This window comes from Mitsuaria sp. CC2 (genome assembly GCF_048957715.1).
Taxonomy (GTDB): Bacteria; Pseudomonadota; Gammaproteobacteria; order Burkholderiales; family Burkholderiaceae_C; genus Roseateles.
Map to the genome: position 1 here is coordinate 42244 of NZ_JARVXN010000037.1, position 15196 is coordinate 57439.

Here is a 15196-nt window from a genome sequence, read left to right on the forward strand (position 1 = left end):
TGCGGTACTTGGATCGGGTCGGCGGTGGCCTACAATTGACGTTTACGTAAACGTAAGACAAATCGTCCAGCGTCCGTCCGGAGAGGCGTGCGCGGAGACGGTCGAGGAGACAAACCCATGAGCCTGCCCGGTCTGAACTTCCATCTCGGCGAGGACATCGACGCGCTGCGCGACGCGGTGCGCGAATTCGCCCAGGCCGAGATCGCCCCCCGCGCCGCGGAGATCGATCGCAGCGACCAGTTCCCGATGGACCTGTGGCGCAAGATGGGCGACGTCGGCGTCCTGGGCATCACCGTGTCCGAGGAATACGGCGGCGCCGGCATGGGCTACCTGGCCCACATGGTGGCCATGGAGGAAATCAGCCGCGCCAGCGCGTCGGTCGGCCTGAGCTACGGCGCCCACTCCAACCTGTGCGTCAACCAGATCAAGCGCAACGGCAACGACGCGCAGAAGCAGAAGTACCTGCCCAAGCTGATCTCCGGCGAGCACGTCGGCGCACTGGCGATGAGCGAACCCGGCGCCGGCTCCGACGTGGTGTCGATGAAGCTGCGGGCGGAGGACAAGGGCGGCTACTACGTCCTCAACGGCAACAAGATGTGGATCACCAACGGTCCCGACGCGGACACGCTGGTGGTCTACGCCAAGACCGAACCCGAACTCGGCGCCCGAGGCATGACCGCGTTCCTGATCGAGAAGGGCATGAAGGGCTTCTCGATCGCGCAGAAACTCGACAAGCTGGGCATGCGCGGCAGCCACACCGGCGAGCTGGTGTTCCAGGACGTGGAAGTGCCGGCGGAGAACGTGCTGGGCCAGGTCGGCGGCGGCACCAAGGTGCTGATGTCGGGCCTGGACTACGAGCGCGCCGTGCTGGCCGCCGGTCCGATCGGCATCATGCAGGCGGTGATGGACAACGTCGTCCCCTACATCCACGACCGCAAGCAGTTCGGTCAGTCGATCGGCGAGTTCCAGCTGATCCAGGGCAAGGTCGCCGACATGTACACCGTGCTGCAGGCCGCGCGCGCGTTCTGCTACACCGTGGGCAAGAACCTGGACGCCCTCGACGGCGCCCACGTCCGCCAGGTGCGCAAGGATTGCGCGTCCGTCATCCTCTGGTGCGCCGAGAAGGCGACCTGGATGGCCGGCGAAGGCATCCAGATCTTCGGCGGCAACGGCTACATCAACGAGTACCCGCTGGGCCGCCTCTGGCGTGACGCGAAGCTCTACGAAATCGGCGCGGGCACGTCCGAGATCCGTCGCATGCTCATCGGTCGCGAGCTTTTCGCCGAAACGATGTGAGCCACTGATCGCCCTGCGGCGCCCCCGCAGGGTGGCGCTCCTTCAAGCGGCGCCCGTGGCGCTGGCTTTGCCAGGCCATCGGGGGCGCCCCCTTGAGGGGGCTGGCCGGCGTGAGCCGGTAGGGGGTGGGAGAATCTCTTCATGAGCACGACGAACGAACTCCAAGACCTGCTGGACAACAACAAGCGCTGGGCCACGGCGACTGAGGAACAGTCGCCCGGCTTCTTCTCGCGCTTGCTGAAGCAGCAGACGCCGCAATACCTCTGGATCGGCTGCGCCGACAGCCGCGTCCCCGCCAACGAGCTGGTGGACCTGCTGCCGGGCGAGCTCTTCGTCCACCGCAACGTGGCGAACGTCGTGGTCCATTCGGACCTGAACTGCCTGTCCGTCATGCAGTTCGCCGTGGACCAGCTGAAGGTCCAGCACATCATCATCGTCGGCCACAGCAACTGCGGCGGCGTCCGCGCCGCGCTGGAAGACCTGCGCGTCGGGCTGGTGGACAACTGGCTGCGCCATGTCCAGGACGTGCGCAACCACCATCAGGAATGGCTGGACCAGGTGGTCCCCGATCAGCGCGCCAACGCGCTGTGCGAGCTCAACGTGCTGGAGCAGGCCCGCAACGCCTGCCAGACGACCGTGGTCCAGGACGCCTGGGCGCGCGGTCAGGAAGTCGCCGTGCACGGCTGGGTCTACGGTCTGCACAACGGCCTGCTGAAGGACCTGAGCATCACCGTCGGCAAGGCCGAGGACGTCGGCCCCGCCTACCGCAGCGCGCTCGACGCGCTGCACCGCCGCTACGAGGCGGCCATGGGCCGCTGAACGCCATGTTCCCCCACGAGCTCAACGATCCGCGCGCGTTCGAGATCGCGCAGGCGATGCTCGAGGGGTTCGACAAGCATTACCGGCTGTTCCGGGCCGCTTCGGCGACCGCCAAGCAGCGTTTCGAGCAGGCTGACTGGCACGGCCAGCAGTTCGCGCAGCGCGAGCGCATCGAGTTCTACGACCTGCGCGTCGACGAGGCCGTTCTCGAGCTGGAAGAGCGCTTCAAGACCAGCGCGCTGCCCAGCGAGGTCTGGCAGCAGGTCAAGCTGCACTACATCGGGCTGCTGACCAAGCACCTCCGTCCGGAGCTCGCCGAGACCTTCTTCAACTCGGTCACGACGCGCATCCTCCACCACAGCTACTTCCACAACGAGTTCATCTTCGTCCGCCCGGCGATCTCCACCGAGTTCATCGAGAACGAGGAACCCGCCGCCCAGCCGACCTACCGCTGCTACTACCCGTCGCAGGACACGCTGCGCGACACCTTCATGCGCATCGTCTGGAACTTCCAGCTGGCGCTGGAGTTCGAGGACCTCGGGCGCGACATCGACCTGGTGTTGAAGGCCGTCGGCGAGGAACTCGGCGCCTTCCGCTGGCGGACGAATTTCCAGGTGCAGGTGCTGTCCTCGCTGTTCTTCCGGAACAAGGGCGCGTACATCGTCGGCAAGATCGTCAACGGCTTCAGCGAGACGCCGTTCGCGCTGCCCCTCCTGCACAAGGAATCGGCCGACGGCGAGACGGAGCGACAGCTCTACATCGACGCCGCGCTCTTCGGCGAGGACGAACTGCAGATGCTGTTCAGCTTCGCGCGGGCCTACTTCCTCGTCGACATGGAAGTCCCCAGCGCCTACGTGCAGTTCCTGCGCTCGCTGATGCCGCGCAAGCCGCGCTCGGAGATCTACGCCACCCTGGGGCTGCAGAAGCAGGGCAAGAACCTCTTCTACCGGGATTTCCTCAACCACCTGCGCCACAGCAGCGACAAGTTCCGCATCGCGCCCGGCATCAAGGGCATGGTGATGCTGGTCTTCGACCTGCCGTCCTATCCGTTCGTGTTCAAGGTCATCAAGGACTTCTACCCGCCGCAGAAGGACACGACGCGCGAGCAGATCCAGTCCAAGTACCTGCTGGTGAAGCAGCACGACCGCGTCGGGCGCATGGCCGACACGCTGGAGTACACGCGGGTGGCGTTCCCGAGGCACCGCTTCGAGGACGAGCTGGTCGCCGAGCTGAAGCACTTCTGCCCCTCGCTGCTGGAGGAGACCGGCGACGACCTGGTCATCAAGCACCTCTACATCGAGCGCCGCATGGTGCCGCTCAACATCTACCTGCAGGAGGCGTCGCCGGCTCAGCTGGCGCACGCGGTGGTGGAGTACGGCAACGCGATCAAGGACCTGGTGGCGGCCAACATCTTCCCGGGCGACATGCTGTGGAAGAACTTCGGCGTGACGCGCCACGGCAAGGTCGTGTTCTACGACTACGACGAGATCGAGTACCTGACCGACTGCAACTTCCGCAAGGTGCCCGAGGCCCGCAACGAGGAAGAGGAGATGTCCGGCGAGGTCTGGTATTCGGTCCAGAAGCACGATGTGTTCCCCGAGACCTTCGGGCCTTTCCTGCTGGGCCATCCGGGCGTGCGCGACGTCTTCATGGCGCACCACGCCGACCTGCTCGATCCCGCGTTCTGGCAGACGCACAAGGAACGCATCCTGGCGGGGCACGTCGAGGACGTGTTCCCCTACGACCCGCACAAGCGCTTCCACGTCCGCGACGTGGCGCCGGCGCTGAAAGTGCCGGAGTCGCAGGACCGCGAACTCCCCATTCATTGAAGAACACCCTGATTTCTTAGAAGGAGACCCCCATGTCCGATTCCATCGTCATCGTTTCCGCCGCGCGTACGCCGATCGGCGGCCTGCTGGGCGACTTCGCCGGCCTGGCCGCGTGGGAGCTGGGCGCCGTCGCCATCAAGGCGGCCGTCGAGCGCGCCGGCATCCCGACCGACGCGATCGAGGAAGCCTTCCTCGGCAACTGCCTGATGGCCGGCCAGGGCCAGGCGCCGGCGCGCCAGGCCGTCCTGAAGGCGGGCCTGCCGCAATCGGTGGGCGCGGTCACGCTGTCCAAGATGTGCGGCGCCGGCATGCGCGCGACCATGTTCGCGCACGACACGCTGAAGGCGGAGAGCGCCGACATCCTGATCGCCGGCGGCATGGAGTCCATGACCAACGCGCCGCACCTGATGTTCGCGCGCAAGGGCGTGAAGTACGGCGCCGCGCAGATGTATGACCACATGGCGCTGGACGGCCTGGAAGACGCGTATGAGCGCGGCAAGGCCATGGGCGTCTTCGCCGAGCAGTGCGTCGACAAGTACGCGTTCACGCGCGAGGCGCAGGACCAGTTCGCGATCGCGTCGACGGAGCGCGCCAAGCGCGCGAATGAAGACGGCAGCTTCAGCTGGGAGATCGCGCCGGTGACCATCGCCGGCCGGGGCGGCGACACGGTGATCTCGCGCGACGAACAGCCGTTCAAGGCCAAGCTCGACAAGATCCCGACGCTGAAGCCGGCGTTCAAGAAGGACGGCTCGATCACGGCGGCGACCTCGTCGTCGATCTCCGACGGCGCCGCCGCGATGGTGCTGATGCGCGAGTCCACCGCGAACAAGCTGGGCGTGAAGCCGGTGGCCCGCATCGTGGGCACGGCGGTGCACGCCAACGCGCCGGAGTGGTTCACGACCGCGCCGGTCGGCGCGATCCAGAAGCTGCTGGCCAAGAACCAGTGGGACGCGAAGAGCGTCGACCTGTGGGAAGTCAACGAGGCCTTCGCCGCGGTGACCATGGCGGCGATGGCTGAGTTCAAGCTGCCGCACGAGATCGTCAACGTCAACGGCGGCGCCGTGGCGCTGGGTCACCCGATCGGCGCCTCGGGCGCCCGCATCCTCGTCACGCTGCTGGGGGCGCTGAAGCACCGCAACCTGAAGCGCGGCGTCGCGGCGCTGTGCATCGGCGGCGGCGAAGCGACCGCCGTCGGCGTCGAGTTGATCTGACCGGTCGATCCGTTCCTTTCCGATCTGATCTAAGCTGACCGTTTTGTCCTGAAGGAGCAAAGGCGCATGGCGCAAGTCCTCATCATCGGCGCGTCGCGCGGGATCGGCCTGGAGCTGGTGAAGCAGCACCGCGAGCGCGGCGACATCGTCGTCGCGACCGCGCGCGACGACGCCAGCCTGGAGAAACTGAAGGCGCTGGGCGCGACGGCGATCAAGCTGGAGGTGTCCGACGTGGTCAGCATCGCCGGCCTGGCCTGGCAGCTCGACGGCTACCAGTTCAACCGCGTCCTGTACGTCGCCGGTCTCTACGGCCCGAAGACGATCGGCCTGCAGCCGCCGAGCGCGGCCGATTTCGACGCCGTGATGCACACCAATGTGTTGGGCCCGATGCGCGTGCTGCCGCAACTGCTGGACGCGCTGGCGCCGGACGCCCGCATCGGCATCCTGTCCTCGCGGATGGGATCGATGACGCTGCGGGCGAACTCGGCGGGCTGGGTCTACCGCGCGTCGAAGGCGGCGGTGAACTCGGTGATGAAAGACCTGTCGCTGACGCTCGACGGCCGCGCGATCTGCGTGAGCCTGCACCCGGGCTGGGTCAAGACCGACATGGGCGGCCAGGAGGCCGACATCGACGTCGCCACCAGCGCGTCCAGCCTGCGCGCGGTGCTCGACGGCCTGAAGCCGACCGACAACGGCGGCTTCTTCAACTACGACGGCAGCCCGCTGCCCTGGTAACCCGATCGGCGGCCTGGCTGGACACCGGCTCCCGACACGCTCCGCTACCGCGTTCCCTCCGGCGTCACGAGCGCCGCCACCGTCACGGGATCCCACCCGGATCCCTCTGCGACCCAGAGTTGACCAAGAGCCGACCATGCTGCTTTCCGAAGACCACCGCGCCGTGCAGGACGCCGTCCGCGCCTACGTGCAAGACCAGATCGCGCCGAAGGCGGCCGCGTGGGACAAGTCCCACCAGTTCCCGGCCGAGGAGCTCAAGGGCCTGGCCGCGCTGGGCTGCTATGGCGTGGCCGTGCCGACCGAGTACGACGGCGCGGGCCTGGACTACCTGGCGCTGGCGATCATCCTGGAGGAGATCGGCGCCGGCGACGGCGCGACCTCCACGGTCGTGAGCGTCAACAACTGTCCGGTCTGCAGCATCCTGATGGCCTTCGGCGACGAGGACCAGAAGCAGCGCTTCCTCAAGCCGCTGGCGCGCGGCGACATGCTGGGCGCGTTCTGCCTGACCGAGCCGCATGTGGGTTCCGAGGCCGGCGGACTGAAGACCACGGCGGTGCTCGACGGCGACGCCTACGTCCTCAATGGGGTCAAGCAGTTCATCACCAGCGGCAAGAACGGCGACGTCGCCATCGTGATGGCGGTGACCGACAAGGCCGCGGGGAAGAAGGGCATCTCCGCCTTCCTCGTCCCGACCCGCACGCCCGGCTACGTCGTGGCGCGCATCGAGGACAAGATGGGCCAGCACGCCAGCGACACGGCGCAGATCCTGTTCGAGCACTGCCGTGTGCCCGTCGCCAACCGGATCGGCGAGGAAGGCCAGGGACTGAAGATCGCGCTGTCGGGACTGGAAGGCGGCCGCATCGGCATCGCGTCGCAGTCGGTCGGCATGGCGCGCGCGGCCTTCGAGGCCGCGTTGCGCTACAGCAAGGAACGCGTCGCCTTCGGCGTGCCGATCTTCGAGCACCAGGCGATGCAGCACAAGCTCGCCGACATGGCCACGCAGATTGAAGCCGCGCGCCAGCTGATCTGGCACGCCGCCGCGCTGAAAGACGCCGGCCAGCCCTGCCTGAAGGAGGCGGCGATGGCCAAGCTCTTCGCCAGCGAAATGGCGGAGCGTGTCTGCTCCGCCGCGATCCAGATCCACGGCGGCTACGGCTACGTGAGCGATTTCCCGGTCGAGCGGATCTACCGCGACGTCCGCGTGACGCAGATCTACGAAGGCACGTCGGAAGTGCAGAAGATCCTGATCGGCCGGGCGCTCGTCTGAGCGGGCCGCCGAGCCGGCCGGCGCCGGCTCATTCGCTTTCGCGGATCACGCGGGCGTTCAACGGCTGCACCGGCCGCGCGTTCTCGCCCACCAGCCGGCGGAACGCGTCGATCTGCCGCGACGAAAGCGTCACCGGCTCCTTCAGCACCATCCAGTGCACGCCCTCCGAGCAGGGCGGCGTGGTCAGCGAGCCGCTGAAGTCGTAATAGCCGAGGGATTTCGGCAGCACGCCGGCCAGATCCAGTGACAGGTCGTCGACGATGATGCGTTCCCCGGCGCGAGGCAGGTGTCTGAACAGCGGTTCGAGGGCGGCGTTTGGACGCCCCACGCGGATCAGCACGGCCACCACGCCGAGTTCACCCGCCGCGTTCTTGTGGACGAAGTGCGCCACCATCGGAGACGACTTGCCGCGGATGTGTTCCTCGCTGGGCGTGTGGAAGTGGAACTGCAGCAGCTCGTAGCGCTGATCACCGACTTCCAGCGTGTTGCCGGCCGGCAGGTTCACCTGCACGGTGTGGCCGTTGTTCCAGATCGTCGGCGCGGCGCTCCCGTAGCGGAAATTGAGCGCGGGCAGCGCCGACCGCTCGGTCGCGACGATGTCGATCGGGCTCTGCTGATGGCCCGAGGCGCACTCGGCAAAGGACGCATCGAGTTCGCCCCAATGGACGGCGCCCTGGTGGCCGGCGTACTCCCAGTGCGCAGCCGCGAGCGCGGGCAAGGTGGAAGACAGGAGGGCGGCGAGGGCAATGAGGCGCAGGCGGGTGTGAAAGGCCATGGACGTGCTCGAACGAGGCTGAAGAGGATCGGCTCAGTGGAAGGGACGCGCGAGCTTAGCGGTCGGTCCGTGAACGACGCGTGATGAAACCGTTGCCGTCGACGACCTCCCGCGAACCCTTTTTCAATCGGCCGAAGCGCTGACCGGGGCGGCGTGACGCGTCCCGGCCTCGGCGTTTTCCCGGACCCCCCTTCGGTTGGGTTGCCTGTGCGGTGCGGGGGACGTAGATTCCGCCGCTTGGCGACAAGACCTGACCCCGCACGAGGGCATCGGGCGCCGCCATCGATCAGGGAGAAGCTCATGTTGTCGACGATGCGGCGGCGCCTGCCCGCCATGGGAAAACTGTTCGCGCCGGTGCTGGCGCTGGGGGGCTCGGTGATGCTCGCCGGGTGCGGCGGGGCCGTGCGGGATCTGCTGACCGACACCCGGGACATGTACCAGCTCAACAAGAGCAGCGCCGAATGCCAGGTCGACCAGCCGACGGGGACTTGCCAGGACGTCAAGATCCTGGCCTCGAAGCGGCACAACTTCAGCGAGACCTTCCGTCCGGATTGGGTGGAAGAGGCGGACGCCACCAGTCCGGTCCATGTCATCGACCATGTGTACCGGGATCCGTTGGCCAACGGCGACATGCAGCTGAGCGTGGGCTTCAGGACCAGCGTCCAGCCGGGCATCTACACCGGCACGATCAAGCTGTTCACGCTCAGCCTGGATCCGTTCACCGAGTGGCGGCCGACGACATTCCGCTACCGTCTGGAAGTCCGCAACGGCGGTACTGCGAATCTCTCGACCCTTCCCGCGGTGATTCCGGGTCGGGAGAGCTGGGTGGGTTATGGCGGCGGCGGCACGCGCGCGGGTTACATGCCCGTGTCGCTGGATCCGGCAAAGTTCAACGCGCGCTGGACGCGCTGGGTCGTCAGTCCCACGAATTCATGGGGGGAAAGCCTGTATCTGGGGCAGGGCCTGATCGCGTTGCCTGAGCTCGATGTCGGCGGAGGTCCCTCCGGCAGGAACGCGTCGGTGATCTCGCTCAAGGACGGTACGGAGCTGTGGAGAGCCGCCCTGCCGGAATACCCGCTCCAGGTGATCGGCCACGGTGACCGGCTGTACTGGGAGGCGCCGACCGGACGGGTGATGGTGACGTCGACGACGGCCGGAACGGTGCTTGGCGACCACACGGCCAAGGGCAACACGGCGGTCGCCCCGGGCTGGACCTTCGCAGGCGGGCGCCTGCTGATGCCGACGGACCCGGAGGTGAACTATCTGTCCGCGCTGGACGTGGCGGACATCAAGACGCCGCTGTGGACCACGACGCTGACGGACCGGATCGTCGGCATGAACTACGCGTCCTGGGGCGTAACCGCCGATGCGGACACGGGCGTGACGTATGTGAACGCCGGCGGCGTGTACCGGATGCTGCGCCTGAGCGACGGCGGCATCCAGGCGGAGGCCCGCGTGCCGACGCGGGAGGACCTGGACCTGCTGGGGCAGGCCTGGGTCCACCAGGCGCCGGTGCTACCGGACGACGGGATGAGCGCCATCCTGCTGAGTCATCGCGACCTCATGCGCGGAAGCGCGGTGCAGAACCATCTGACGGTGGTGGATCGCACGACCGGGGCGCAGCGCTGGGACGCGACGGGACAGTTCATGGACCACCCGGTGACCGCGAACGGCGTGGTCTACGTCTCCAACCAGTCGACCAAGGCGGTCGAGGCGCGCAGCCTGGCCGACGGCTCACTGCTGTGGACCTGGCCGATGCCGAGCACGGACGGCTTCTGGCAGCGGCAGATGGTCCTGACGGACACCCACCTGTTCGTGTCGACCGACAAGCAGACCGTGGCGATCGATCTGGCAACGCGTACCGCGGCGTGGCAGGTGCCGGTCGGTGGCTGGCTCGGCATGACGCCGGAAGGCGTGCTGGTGGTGGTCTCGCCGGTGGCCGGGGCGCTGCAGATGTCGGCGTTGAGGACGTTCAATCTGCGTTGAACGCGCCGGGGACGACGCCCTCGCGCCGACGGGCGCGTGGCGCTCAGTCCTCGTCCACATTCAGCCCCGACTGCCACACCGGCAGGGCTGCGTCGAACATCGACGGCGCGCTTCCCAGCGCTTTCGGGTCCCGGGCCAGCTTGATCCACGCCAAGGTGTCGTGGTGGCTGCCCGGCAGCAGGTCGCGGCTGCGTTCCTGCATCAGCCACGCGTGGAGCGCGGCGTATTGATCGGGGTGACGCTGCGCCGTCCAGCCCAGCGCGACCAGGTCGCCGTAGCCTTCTTCGCGACGGACGGACTTCATGGACACGTAGGCGCGCTGCAGGTCCGGGCTGAGGCCCTCAGGCACCGGCGTGGCGGAGAAGCCCGCCGGCAGGTTGAACCAGGCCCCTTCCAGGTACCGGCGGCAATGGCCGAGCTCGTGCGCCGCCATCAGTTCGAGCGCGCTGTCTTCCAGGCCCGCCGGCAGGCGCTGCGTGGTGGCGTCGCCCTCGGGGTTGCCGCGCAGGCTGAGCACGAACTTGCAGCGGCCGTCCTTGAAGCCCAGCGCGAGCGGCGCCGCCTCCGGGGCCTCCTGCGGCTGCACGACGATGTCGACCGGCATGCCCGCGGTCCTCGCATGCTGCAGCACCGGCGTCATGCCGGCGATCCAGCGTTGTTCCAGCGGTGTCAGGCCGGCGGCAAGGGCGCTCGTCGAGAGGGCGGAGAGAGCGGCGGCGAGCGCGGCAAGCGCGGCGAAAGACTTCTTCATCACGGCTCGAGTCCTGCAAGGGGAAGGCAGAACACCGATGGTGAACGGGCACGCGGCGCTTGTGAGCGCCACGTCCCGCGCGCGAGCCGGGAGCGCGTGAAAGGCTGCCGCTTGATCGCGGCGAGTTGTAAAGCGGACGCCGTGCGTCAGGCGCCGCAGGTCGGGCGCTCAGCCCAGCGCCGTGTCCAGCACCATCATCAGCGCGAAGCCGAGCATCAGTCCCTGCGTCGCCCAGCGTTCATGGCCCTTGCGGTGCGACTCGGGAATGATCTCGTGGCTGATGACGAAGAGCATCGCGCCCGCCGCGAAGCCCAGTCCCCAGGGCAGCAGCAGCGGCCAGGCGGACACGACCCACGCGCCCAGCACGGCGCCCACCGGCTCGACCAGCCCCGACGCTGCGCCCAGCAGCAGCGCCTTGCGCCGCGAGTAGCCCACCGTCATCAGCGCCACTGCGATGACGAAGCCCTCGGGCAGGTCCTGGATCGCGATGGCCAGGCTCAGGCTGGCGGCCGCGACCGGATCGTTGGCCGCGAAGGCCACGCCGATCGCGAGGCCCTCCGGCAGGTTGTGCAGCGTGACGGCGATCACGAACAGCGTCGTGCGCCTCAGCCGCGTCGGGTCCATGCCCTCGCGGCCCTTGATGAAGTGCTCGTGCGGCAGCCAGCGGTCCAGCGCCATCAGCGCCCATGCGCCGACCAGCACGGCCAGCGCGACCTGCGTCGCGGCGCCGGTCGGCGTCGCATGCTCGCGCGCCGCGTCGAGGCCGGGAATGATCAGCGAGAACGAGCAGGCCGCCAGCATCACGCCGGCGCCGAACCCCATCAGCGCGTCCTGCCCGCGCGCGGACAGGCTGCGCGTGCCCAGTGCGGGCAACGTGCCGAACGCCGTTGCCGCTGCGGCGAGCAGGCCGGCCTGCAGCGCCATCGCGATCACCGAGCCGTGACCGACGCCGCCGGCCGGCCTGATCCAGGTCCAGCCCTGCTGCAGCAACAGCACGGCGCCGATCAGCAGGATCGTGAAGCCGAAGGCCTGGCGCAGCCGATGCCGGCGCGCCAGGGTCCGCTCGTCGCGGGCGATCGCGTCAGAGTCCGCCATCGGTCAGCTTTGCGGGATCCAGCATCTGCTGGAGGGTGGCGCGGTCGAAGTCGGTCATCTCCTCGGCGACGTCGAGGATGGGACGCTTCTCCGCATAGGCGCGCTTGGCGATCGCGGCGGCCTTCAGGTAGCCGATCTCGCGGTTCAGCGCGGTCACCAGGATCGGATTTCGCGCCAGCGCGTGCTGCAGCCCGTCCTGGTTGACCTTGAAGTCGCGGATCGCCTGCTCCGCCAGCGCCTTGGTGGCCGCGGAGAGCAGCGCCAGGCTGTCCAGCAGGTTGGTCGCGATCAGCGGCAGCATCACGTTGAGCTGGAAGTTGCCCGACTGGCCCGCGATCGTGATCGCCGTGTCGTGGCCGATGACCTGCGCGCAGACCATGGTCACCGCTTCCGGGATCACCGGATTCACCTTGCCCGGCATGATCGACGAGCCCGGCTGCAGCGCGTGCAGCTCGATCTCCGCGAGGCCGGCCAGCGGGCCGGAGTTCATCCAGCGCAGGTCGTTGGCGATCTTCATGAGCGAGACCGCCAGGCCTTTCAGCGCGCCGGACAGCGCCACCGCCGTGTCCTGCGCCGACAGCGCGGCGAAGAAGTCCGGCGCCGGGCGGAAGCTCAGGCCGGTGAGGGCGGACAGTTCCTCGGCGAAACGCCGCGCGAAGTCCGGATGCGCGTTGATGCCGGTGCCGACCGCCGTGCCGCCCTGCGCAAGCTCGCACACCGAGGGGAGCAGCGCGCGCAGTTGCGCGCGGCGCGCCTCGATCTGCGCGCACCAGCCGCCGAGCTCCTGGCCCAGTCGCAGCGGCATCGCGTCCATCAGATGGGTGCGGCCGGTCTTCACGTGGTGGCCGTCGCTCTGGATCTTGTCCTGCAGCGTCTGCACCAGCAGGTCCAGCGCGGGCAGCAGTTCCCCCTGCAGCGCCTGCGCGGCGCTGATGTGCAGCACCGTCGGGATGGCGTCGTTGCTGCTCTGGCCGGCGTTGACGTGGTCGTTGGCGTTGACCGTGACCGGGTTGGCCGCGCCGCTGCCGATCAGCCGCGTGGCGACCGTGGCGATCACCTCGTTCGCGTTCATGTTGGAACTGGTGCCCGAGCCGGTCTGGAAAATCTCCACCGGGAAATGGCTCATCAGCGCCGGATCCTGAAGCAGTTGCGTCGCGGCGCGGTCGATGGCGTGGCCGATGTCGGCCGGTACCTGCTCGAGCGCGATGTTGGCGCGCGCGGCCGCCGCCTTCTGCAGCACCAGCGCGCGCACGAAGCGTTCGGGCATCGGTTGGCGGCTGATGGCGAAGTTCTCGACCGCGCGCTGGGTCTGCGCACCATACAGGGCGTCGACGGGCACGGCGACTTCGCCCATGGAGTCTCGTTCGATGCGGGTGGCCTTGGTCGCCTTGGTAGCCTGGGTCATGGGGATGCTTCTTTCCTGGTCATTCCTGGAGGGGGCTGCGGCTCAGACGCCAATGGAAGCGCTGCAGGCGCGCGACGAGGGCGGCGTCGCCCTGGGCGTCGGCCAGCCGGTGCAGCGCCGCCAGCGGACGGTTGAGCTGATCCAGGCAGGCACATCGCCAATGCCAGGGTAGCAGCGTGTTGTGAGCGGCGCCGTACAGCAGCCGGAGGGCCTGTTCGTGAGCGGGGATCAGGGCGAGGATGCCGGCGTCGACCAGCTGTTCCAGCGCCAGTTGATGCTGCCGCAGCAACGCCGGTTCGTCGGGGGAGAGTCCACAGGTGATCTTCAACGCCATCCAGCGCAGGCATTCGACGCCCGGATGATCGGCGGCGGCGCATCCCCCGTCGACCGCCATCGGGCCGGCGCGCATCTCCCCCGGGGGAGGGAGGCCCGGAGCGGACGAAGGCACGGAAGGACCCCGGTGAGCGGGCAGGCGGGACGGCAGCAAGGGCATGGCGAGTCCTGACGATCGAGGCGTGAACCGGAGCACACCGGGAAACACGGGCGGACACGGGCTGGCAGGAACGCTTGCTGTGGTGGCAACGGGAAGAGATCAGGCAAGACCGGCGCCCGGCATGCGGCACCTCGCACGCAAAAAAGAAAAGAGAGGTCGAGCCGCGAAACGATGCCGATCGAATCGCGGCGCAACCTCTCTGCAATTTGCATTGGTCGCGCGGGGTCGGAACCCGCAGGAGTCTTCTCGTTTGTGGACCATCCTAGATGAGAATTGATCTCATCTGCAAGCCCTGAGGAGGTATGCGCTTGCGGGGTCTGGGGACTTTGGGCGAAAAGGCGTCAGATCAGCCGAAGGTCCTTGGGACGGACGCCGGGGAAGACGCGGGCGAGGGCCTCGTTGGTCAGGCCGAACTGACGCTGCCACAGGCCGCCCAGCACGGCGCGGTAGTCGTTGAGCACCGGGTAGTCGCGGTTCTGGAACAGCGTCGACGCGGTCAGGGCGATCTGGTCGCCGGCCACCGGGTCGCCGGCGGCGAGTCCGCCGCCCAGCAGCCAGTACACGCTGCCGTGACCATGGTCGGTGCCGCGGTTGCCGTTTTCGCGGAAGGTGCGGCCGAACTCGCTGATGACCATCACCGTGGTCTGCCGCCAGAGGTCCGGGCCGAGTTCGTCGGCGATGGCCGCGAGGCCCCGACCGACTTCCTCGAAGCGGTTGGCCAGCTGGCCGGTCGCGCCGCCCTGGTTGACGTGCGTGTCCCAGCCGCCGACGTCGATGAAACCCAGGCTGAAGCGGCCGCGCATCAAGGTTGCGATGCGACGCGCCTCCAGTTCGAAGCCCTTGGCGGGGATCGCGTTGCGGCCGGCGGCGTCGGTCATCGTCTTCATCCGGTCAGGGGACAGGTCGCGCGCGAGTTCCTCTCGGAGCGCGAGCCCTTCCTCCACCGAAGCGCCCAGGCTCTGGCCCTGGTACATGCTCGCGATCAACGCCCGGTTCTTCGCGTCGACGGCCGGTCGCGCAGCCTCGCGCAGACCGGCGTTGGCGATCCTCACCGGACCGCGGAAGGCGATCGGCAACTGGTCCGTGAACGACAAGGCCTGCTGCGCATCGAGCTCGGCCGCCAGACGGTTCAGGAAACCGGAGTTGTAGTCGCGGGACCCACCGACCGGTTGCCCCAGCTCGATGCTGTCCTGTGTCTCGAAGTGGCTGCGCGAGAGATCCTCCGTCCCGGCGAAGGGGAGGAACCGAGCCTGGCCCGCCTGCACGAGCGGGAACACGCTGTTGCGCAGGGCAGGATGCAAACCCCAGTCAGCGTTCAGCGCAAGCGCCGAAGCCGCGTCCGTCGGCGACGGCCTCGCAATCGCAATGCGCGGACGCTGCTCGTAGTAGAAACTGCTGCTCGTGGGAATCAGCAAGTGGGTGGCGTCGTAGCCGCCGCGTAGGAACACCAGCAGGAAACGGGGGCGGACGCCCGAAGCCGCAGACGCCGGTGCCCCTCTCCGCTCAATCGCCTGCGCATGCTCGGCATTCGCTC

13 protein-coding genes are annotated in these 15196 nt (G+C 68.1%); 7 read left to right on the forward strand and 6 right to left on the reverse strand.

What is annotated here, in order from left to right; all coding sequences use genetic code 11:
- Window positions 1-117: 117 nt before the first annotated feature.
- From PV762_RS24260 to PV762_RS24285, 6 genes are all read left to right on the forward strand, one after another.
- A complete protein-coding gene (locus PV762_RS24260) occupies window positions 118-1296 on the forward strand; it encodes an isovaleryl-CoA dehydrogenase (protein WP_421037566.1) in 1179 nt (392 codons plus the stop codon).
- Between the two features lie 141 nt (window positions 1297-1437).
- Window positions 1438-2115, forward strand: a complete 678-nt coding sequence (can, locus tag PV762_RS24265; protein ID WP_067283092.1) for a carbonate dehydratase — start codon at window positions 1438-1440, stop codon at window positions 2113-2115.
- Window positions 2116-2120: 5 nt separating this feature from the next.
- On the forward strand, window positions 2121-3944 hold the full coding sequence (gene aceK / locus PV762_RS24270; RefSeq protein WP_421037567.1) for a bifunctional isocitrate dehydrogenase kinase/phosphatase: 1824 nt from the start codon (window positions 2121-2123) through the stop codon (window positions 3942-3944).
- A gap of 32 nt (window positions 3945-3976) precedes the next feature.
- Window positions 3977-5155, forward strand: a complete 1179-nt coding sequence (locus PV762_RS24275) for an acetyl-CoA C-acyltransferase (protein ID WP_421037568.1) — start codon at window positions 3977-3979, stop codon at window positions 5153-5155.
- A 66-nt stretch (window positions 5156-5221) separates the two neighbouring features.
- A complete protein-coding gene (locus PV762_RS24280; protein WP_421037569.1) occupies window positions 5222-5890 on the forward strand; it encodes an SDR family oxidoreductase in 669 nt (222 codons plus the stop codon).
- 136 nt (window positions 5891-6026) lie between these two features.
- Complete coding sequence (locus PV762_RS24285) at window positions 6027-7157, forward strand: acyl-CoA dehydrogenase family protein (RefSeq protein ID WP_421037570.1); 1131 nt, start codon at window positions 6027-6029, stop codon at window positions 7155-7157.
- Between the two features lie 28 nt (window positions 7158-7185).
- On the opposite strand, the gene PV762_RS24290 is transcribed toward PV762_RS24285, so the two are convergent.
- Window positions 7186-7932: a carbonic anhydrase gene (locus tag PV762_RS24290; protein WP_421037571.1), complete on the reverse strand. Its 747-nt coding sequence runs from the start codon at window positions 7930-7932 to the stop codon at window positions 7186-7188.
- 300 nt (window positions 7933-8232) lie between these two features.
- Here PV762_RS24290 and PV762_RS24295 point away from each other — a divergent pair, with 300 nt between their 5' ends.
- Window positions 8233-9918, forward strand: a complete 1686-nt coding sequence (locus tag PV762_RS24295; protein WP_421037572.1) for a PQQ-binding-like beta-propeller repeat protein — start codon at window positions 8233-8235, stop codon at window positions 9916-9918.
- A gap of 43 nt (window positions 9919-9961) precedes the next feature.
- On the opposite strand, the gene PV762_RS24300 is transcribed toward PV762_RS24295, so the two are convergent.
- The 5 genes from PV762_RS24300 to PV762_RS24320 form a co-directional block, all read right to left on the reverse strand.
- Complete coding sequence (locus PV762_RS24300) at window positions 9962-10669, reverse strand: hypothetical protein (protein ID WP_421037573.1); 708 nt, start codon at window positions 10667-10669, stop codon at window positions 9962-9964.
- A gap of 168 nt (window positions 10670-10837) precedes the next feature.
- Complete coding sequence (locus tag PV762_RS24305) at window positions 10838-11764, reverse strand: ZIP family metal transporter (protein ID WP_421037574.1); 927 nt, start codon at window positions 11762-11764, stop codon at window positions 10838-10840.
- The gene (locus PV762_RS24310; RefSeq protein WP_421037575.1) at window positions 11751-13169 is read right to left on the reverse strand and encodes a class II fumarate hydratase; all 1419 of its coding nucleotides are present in this window, start codon (window positions 13167-13169) and stop codon (window positions 11751-11753) included. The genes PV762_RS24305 and PV762_RS24310 overlap by 14 nt, the downstream gene beginning before the upstream one ends.
- A 19-nt stretch (window positions 13170-13188) precedes the next feature.
- Window positions 13189-13563: a hypothetical protein gene (locus tag PV762_RS24315; protein WP_421037576.1), complete on the reverse strand. Its 375-nt coding sequence runs from the start codon at window positions 13561-13563 to the stop codon at window positions 13189-13191.
- 440 nt (window positions 13564-14003) lie between these two features.
- Window positions 14004-15170 carry a DUF1501 domain-containing protein gene (locus PV762_RS24320; protein WP_421037578.1) on the reverse strand — a complete coding sequence of 389 codons (1167 nt, stop codon included), beginning with the start codon at window positions 15168-15170 and terminating at the stop codon, window positions 14004-14006.
- Window positions 15171-15196: the final 26 nt, after the last annotated feature.

Bases quoted from the DNA above. Each gene is read 5' to 3' on its own strand.
- PV762_RS24260 (WP_421037566.1), top strand. From the start codon at position 118: ATGAGCCTGCCCGGTCTGAACTTCCATCTCGGCGAGGACATCGACGCG.
- can (WP_067283092.1), top strand. From the start codon at position 1,438: ATGAGCACGACGAACGAACTCCAAGACCTGCTGGACAACAACAAGCGC.
- aceK (WP_421037567.1), top strand. From the start codon at position 2,121: ATGTTCCCCCACGAGCTCAACGATCCGCGCGCGTTCGAGATCGCGCAG.
- PV762_RS24275 (WP_421037568.1), top strand. From the start codon at position 3,977: ATGTCCGATTCCATCGTCATCGTTTCCGCCGCGCGTACGCCGATCGGC.
- PV762_RS24280 (WP_421037569.1), top strand. From the start codon at position 5,222: ATGGCGCAAGTCCTCATCATCGGCGCGTCGCGCGGGATCGGCCTGGAG.
- PV762_RS24285 (WP_421037570.1), top strand. From the start codon at position 6,027: ATGCTGCTTTCCGAAGACCACCGCGCCGTGCAGGACGCCGTCCGCGCC.
- PV762_RS24290 (WP_421037571.1), bottom strand. From the start codon at position 7,932: ATGGCCTTTCACACCCGCCTGCGCCTCATTGCCCTCGCCGCCCTCCTG.
- PV762_RS24295 (WP_421037572.1), top strand. From the start codon at position 8,233: ATGTTGTCGACGATGCGGCGGCGCCTGCCCGCCATGGGAAAACTGTTC.
- PV762_RS24300 (WP_421037573.1), bottom strand. From the start codon at position 10,669: ATGAAGAAGTCTTTCGCCGCGCTTGCCGCGCTCGCCGCCGCTCTCTCC.
- PV762_RS24305 (WP_421037574.1), bottom strand. From the start codon at position 11,764: ATGGCGGACTCTGACGCGATCGCCCGCGACGAGCGGACCCTGGCGCGC.
- PV762_RS24310 (WP_421037575.1), bottom strand. From the start codon at position 13,169: ATGACCCAGGCTACCAAGGCGACCAAGGCCACCCGCATCGAACGAGAC.
- PV762_RS24315 (WP_421037576.1), bottom strand. From the start codon at position 13,563: ATGGCGGTCGACGGGGGATGCGCCGCCGCCGATCATCCGGGCGTCGAA.